A 6,155-nucleotide genomic window follows, 5' to 3' on the forward strand; every position below is an offset into this window, starting at 1 on the left:
TTGATTTGCAACTATAAAATTACTCATTTTCTGCGATATGCGGAAATCCCTGTGCCTCTTTTATATCCCAAGAAGAAGGTTATCTATTAACTTGCGAAACTTGAATAATTAATTTAATTCATCAGGAGTAGTTGCTTATGCGTTACAATTGTTACAATTACAGTTAATTTGAATTGACTTCCCAATGGAAGAAACAGAGGTTATAAAATTATATAGTATATATATTATATTATAATATATATACTATATAATTTTTAATGTATCACTCGTTCCGTCCGTTGCGCTTACATGAAAAACAATTTCGATTAACTGTAATTGTAACAATTGTAACGCTTGATGCGTAGCTATATGCGCAGCCCCACGCATATACTTTCGCGGGCTTGCGCATCTATATGCGTGTGTGTCTGCAAATAAAAAGTAAAGAAAGTGTACGGTTATTCATATTTTTTCTTACTTTTGGGAAAAATAGAAACACAAAATGAAATTACAGCCTATTCGGAATCTAATCGCAGGGATCGTATGCCTCGTTTGGTTTTGCACCGGGATGCAGGGGCAGGTTTCGTTTGCCCATATCGGACTGGAGGACGGTTTGTCGCAAAGCACCGTGCTTAGCATTACCCAAGACGTACAAGGCAATATGTGGTTTGCCACGTTTAATGGAGTAAACCGTTTCGACGGATACGATTTTACCGTCTATCGTCACGAGACCGGGAATGCCGGAAGCATTGGCGATAACATGGTTTATGCCGTCAAGGCAGACGGTAAAGGAGGCGTATGGGTAGGTACGAATAACTGGCTTTCGTATTACGATGCGGACAGGGATGCTTTCCGCAATTACCGTTGTCCTCAGAAAGAAGAAGATGTCCGGGTGATGCAAATCGCCGATGTGGACGATAGCCGTTTGTTGGTCAATACGTCCGCCGGATTGTATGTGTTTCATGTAGCGGATACATCTTTTGTGCAGTCCGGATTGCCCGCTGATTTGTTCCGTCTGGAAGCCACGGCGATATACCGTAGCAAAGATTCTTTGTACATAGGAGCCAAAGACGGATTGTGGATGTATTCATTCGCATCGCGGACATTGGAGCATCTTCATGCTTTGCCTTTGGGAAGAAAGGAAATCTTGACTTTATTGCAACACGGCAATCACCTTTGGATAGGAACCGAAGGCGACGGGCTTTACCGCATGGATAGGACTACACGTGAATTGCGTCATTATACGGCAGGAGGACCGGACGGATTAAGTTCTAACTTCGTGCGTTCGTTGGCTCTTGACGCCCGGAACCGGTTATGGGTGGGGACATTTACTTCGCTGGATATTTACGATGAGGCAACCGGAAGGTTTCAGGTATATACCAGCAACCGCCGCCAGAACCGGAGCCTTTCGCAAAGCTCTATCCGAAGCATCTTTATGGACTCGCAGGGAGGCATGTGGTTGGGTACTTACTTTGGCGGATTGAATTACTATCATCCGCTTCGCGAGCGTTTCCGCCATATCCGTTTCTCGCCCGAAGGAAATTCGTTGAATGATAATGTCATCGGTTGCATCACCGAAGACCGTGCGGGCAATCTGTGGATAGGGACGAATAACGGGGGTGTGAATTATTACGATATCCGTTCCGGGGAATATACTTATTATACCAAGGAACAAGGGCTTGGCTCGAACGATGTGAAGGCCATCTATGTAGACGAACAGGCCGGTAAGGTGTATATCGGTACCCATACGGGAGGGTTGAATATTCTCGACCGCCGTACGGGCAGGATTGAAAGCCTGATGCCAGAAACTACTAGGCTAACCAATATGAATGTATTTGCCATTCAGCCGTGTGCCGACGGCCGTCATTTATGGATTGGCACGTTAGAAGGACTGGTGCATTTCGATAAGGCGACGAAAACGTTTTCGGACATCAAGGGGAATGTTTCATTGGGTGTGAAACGTATCCGTACTTTACTGCTTGACCAGGAGAACCGTTTGTGGGTAGGCGGCGAAGACGGATTGGCGGTATGTTCCGGTAAAGGAGATTCGCTCTCTTCGGTCAGAATGGTGAGCGGCGAATCTGCTTTTGAATCGGCTACGGTTTACGGTGTATTCGAGGCTTCGGACGGTGATATATGGATTGCGACCCGTAACGGTTTGTATGGCTTTTCAGCTGGAAGAGATAGTGTCGTGCATTATTCGGTGGCAGACGGTATGCCCGATGCCATCGTATATGGTGTGTTGGAGGATGAGAAACACCGGTTGTGGATTAGTACGGATAACGGGCTTTCTTGCTTCGATCCGGAAAGCCGGAAGTTCAGGAACTTTACGGATGTGGATGGCCTGCAGAGCAATCAGTTTACTCCCTATGCCTGTTGTCTGGCTTCATCGGGCGAGATGTATTTCGGAGGCATCAACGGCATTACGGCTTTCCATCCCGAACGTCTTCAGGACAATCCATACGCTCCGCGAGCGGTCATATCCGAGCTGAGATTGTTCGGCGATCCGGTTCATCCCAATGACCAGACCGGCATCTTGCAGAAGCATATCAGCCTGACGGACCGGATAACCTTAAATCATAAGCAGTCTTCTTTCGCATTGAGCTTTGTCGTGTCGAATTACATAGCCGATAAGCACAATACGTTTGCCTATAAATTGGACGGATATGACAAGCGCTGGTTTGTTGTAGACGATAACCAGCGGTGGGCGACGTATGCTAATTTGCCTCACGGTACGTATAATTTCCTGGTAAAGGTAGCCAATAACGACGGCAAGTGGTGTGACGAGGTGACCAGCCTGGAGATAAAGGTACTTCCGGCATGGTATCAGACATGGTGGGCGATTGCGTTGTTCGCATTGATGATAATAGGTGTCATAACTCTAGTCATCCGTTTTTACTGGGAACGGGCAGATAAGGTGCGCCAGAAAGAATTGCAGGAGGTGAAAACACGCTTTTTCATCAATATTTCTCACGAATTACGTACACCGCTTACGCTGATAGTGGCTCCCTTGCAGGACTTGCTGGACAAGGTGACAGATAAATGGGTACGTAGCCAGCTGGAATACATGAAACGCAATACCGACCGGTTGTTGCATTTGGTCAACCAGTTGATGGATTATCGGAGAGCAGAGAAAGGGGTATTCGAATTGCGTGTCAAATGCATCAATGTCGGTCAGATTGTGGAAAAGAATTTCCGTTACTATGAACCGCTGGCACGTAAGAAGCACATTGATTATAACTTGCGTTCGGAACTGGGTGGTCGGCAGGTATGGTGTGATGCCAGTTATATCGAACTGATATTGAACAATCTTCTGTCTAATGCTTTCAAATATACGAACGACGGACAAAGTATTTTCGTCAACTTGAAGGCGGCAGGTGATGACTTGCTTTTGCAGGTACAGGATACGGGGGTAGGGATTCCCGTCAATAAGCAGGCAAAGATATTCGAACGCTTCTATCAAGTGGAAAGCGAGCACATCGGAAGCGGCATCGGGCTTTCGCTGGTGCAGAAACTGGTAGAGTTGCATCACGGGCGGATAGAAGTGGACAGTGCGGTGGGCAAGGGTAGTTGTTTTTCCGTTTACTTGCCTTTATCGCGGGAAGCCTATGCCGAAGAGGAATTGTCCGGAGGAACACAACAGGAGGAGCCGGTCTATTCTACCAATGCGCGGGATATGTATATCGTAGATACGGAAGAGGCACTGGAACCGGCAGAATCCGATGTGGATACAGACCGGAAAGAAACCATACTGGTGGTGGAAGACAACGATGAAATCCGGCACTATATGAGTCGCGGATTGGAACGCTTCTTTATCGTTAAGGAAGTGGAAAACGGAGAAGAGGCGGTAGAGCTGCTGAAAACCGAAGAAATCAGTCTGATCCTAACGGATGTGATGATGCCCGTTATGGACGGTATACAGTTGTGCAAATATGTAAAACAGAACCTGAAGACTTGTCACATTCCCGTCATTATCCTTTCTGCCAAGGCAGAGGTCAAAGATCAGTTGGACGGCCTGCAAGTAGGGGCAGACGATTACATAGCCAAGCCTTTTTCTCTCTCGGTGGTAGTAATGAAAATCAAAAACATTCTTCGTACCCATTATCGTGCCATCGAGCATTATTCAAAATCATTGGAGATAGAACCTGAAAAGATTGCCTTGAACCGGCTGGATGAGGAATTCCTGTCGAAGGCGGTCTCGGTGGTAGAAAAGAATCTGGAAAAGCCTGATTTCTCTGCCGATGACTTTGCACTGGAAATGGGCATGAGCCGTTCTTCGCTCCATCTGAAGATGAAAGGCATAACGGGAGAGTCTACAACGGAATTTATCCGGAAAATACGTTTCAACCAAGCATGCAAATTATTGAAAGAAGGAAGGTACAACGTGGCGGAGATAAGCACGATGGTAGGTTTCAGCACCCCTTCGTATTTCTCTACCAGTTTTAAGAAATACATAGGTTGTATGCCTTCTGAATATGCCAAGGGTGGGGCTGTTCAACAAAAATGAAAGTTTTTTCTACAGGAATGAAATTGTTTTGACGGGATTGAAACTCCTTTCCACATAAGAGAAACCGAAGTTGGCTGCATCGTTTTACTTTTGCGGTGATAAGAATTTAATAGTAACAGCTGACTTTATTGTAATAGTATGAAGACAATTTCTATTCCTGTGTTGGGTATGGCTCTGGTTATCGGAGTATGTGCCTGTAGTGAGAAACCTTCGGTGCAATCGGATGAATGGGTGACTCATGCCCTGGATGTAGCATCCTGCCAGTTGAAACAGACGGCTTCTGATTTGGGTGATTCCACTCTTATGCCCCGTTCGCTTTGGACGGGTTATTCGATGGATTTTCTGGTCCGTCAATTGCAACGCGATCCGGCTACGTTTCAAGATTCCTTGTTGGCGCCTCCGCCAGCCGATAAGTTGGGGAAACTTCGTTTATGTTCGATAAGAGACTGGACAAGCGGATTCTTCCCCGGAAGCTTGTGGTACACGTATGAGTTGACCGGTGATGAAGAACTGAAGAAGTATGCCATTCAGTACACGAACATGCTGTATCCGATATCGGATGCAAAAGATACCCACGATGTCGGTTTTATGATTAATTGCAGTTACGGGAATGCGTTGCGGCTGGCTCCGAACGATACCATCAAGAATGTATTGGTAAAGACCGCCGATAACCTGTGTGCCCGTTTCGACCCCCAGATAGGTTGTATCCGTTCGTGGGATTTCGGATATTGGAATTTCCCGGTCATCATTGATAATATGATGAACTTGGATTTGCTGTTCAGTGCGAGCCGGTTGACCGGCAACCCTAAATATAAAGAGGTAGCAGTCCAACATGCGCTTACCACGATGAAGCATCATTTCCGTCCCGACTATACATCGTATCACTTGGTAAGCTATAACGACGACGGTACCGTGCAATACCGGATGACTCATCAGGGCAAGAACGATGAATCGGCATGGGCACGTGGACAAGGTTGGGCGGTATATGGATATACGTCCTGTTATCGGGAAACCAAAGATACCGTGTTCTTGAATCAGGCGGTCAAGGTAGCAGATATGATTATGAAACGGGTGAACACCAGCGATTTGGTTCCGTATTGGGATTTCGATGCGCCAGTAGAGAAAGATACGCCGCGTGATGCTTCGGCAGCTGCGGTCATCGCTTCGGCATTTTTAGAACTGAGTACGATGGTGCCCGATGGAGAAAGGTATTTCGATTATGCGCAGAAACAATTGGAAAGCTTGTCGGGCAAAGATTATCTGGCGCAAAAAGGCACTAACAAAGGTTTCGTCCTGATGCATTCTACCGGTTCTTTGCCGCACGGCTCGGAAATTGATACGCCTCTTAACTATGCCGATTATTATTACCTGGAAGCGATGAAGCGTTATCTGGACATCAAGGAAGGAAACGGTTTGGCTGCATCGGAAGCATTAGCCGAAAAGAAATGAACATATAGTTGTGAATTATCCTTAATAAAAGAAATACGATGAGAGTAATTATTGAATCAGATTATCAGGCTCTTTCCGAATGGGCAGCTAATTATGTAGCCCAAAGAATCAATCAGTTCCAGCCATCTTCCGAACGTCCTTTTGTATTGGGCTTGCCTACGGGCTCTTCCCCATTGGGCATGTATAAGGCGCTGATTGAACTGAACCGAGAGGGAAAGGTGTC

2 protein-coding genes and 1 pseudogene are annotated in these 6,155 nt (G+C 46.3%); all 3 read left to right on the forward strand.

What is annotated here, in order from left to right; genetic code table 11:
- Positions 1 to 478 precede the first annotated feature (478 nt).
- Complete coding sequence (locus B5F78_RS15615; protein WP_087407166.1) at positions 479 to 4,483, forward strand: hybrid sensor histidine kinase/response regulator transcription factor; 4,005 nt, start codon at positions 479 to 481, stop codon at positions 4,481 to 4,483.
- Positions 4,484 to 4,621: 138 nt separating this feature from the next.
- On the forward strand, positions 4,622 to 5,932 hold the full coding sequence (locus B5F78_RS15620; protein ID WP_087250779.1) for a DUF4995 domain-containing protein: 1,311 nt from the start codon (positions 4,622 to 4,624) through the stop codon (positions 5,930 to 5,932).
- A gap of 38 nt (positions 5,933 to 5,970) precedes the next feature.
- Positions 5,971 to 6,155 (forward strand): annotated as a pseudogene (gene nagB / locus B5F78_RS15625) (glucosamine-6-phosphate deaminase); the annotation flags it as partial.

Origin of the sequence: Bacteroides sp. An279, assembly GCF_002159615.1 — a bacterium.
GTDB classification, from domain to species: Bacteria; Bacteroidota; Bacteroidia; order Bacteroidales; family Bacteroidaceae; genus Phocaeicola; species Phocaeicola intestinalis.

Bases quoted from the DNA above. Each gene is read 5' to 3' on its own strand.
- B5F78_RS15620 (WP_087250779.1), top strand. From the start codon at position 4,622: ATGAAGACAATTTCTATTCCTGTGTTGGGTATGGCTCTGGTTATCGGA.
- B5F78_RS15615 (WP_087407166.1), top strand. From the start codon at position 479: ATGAAATTACAGCCTATTCGGAATCTAATCGCAGGGATCGTATGCCTC.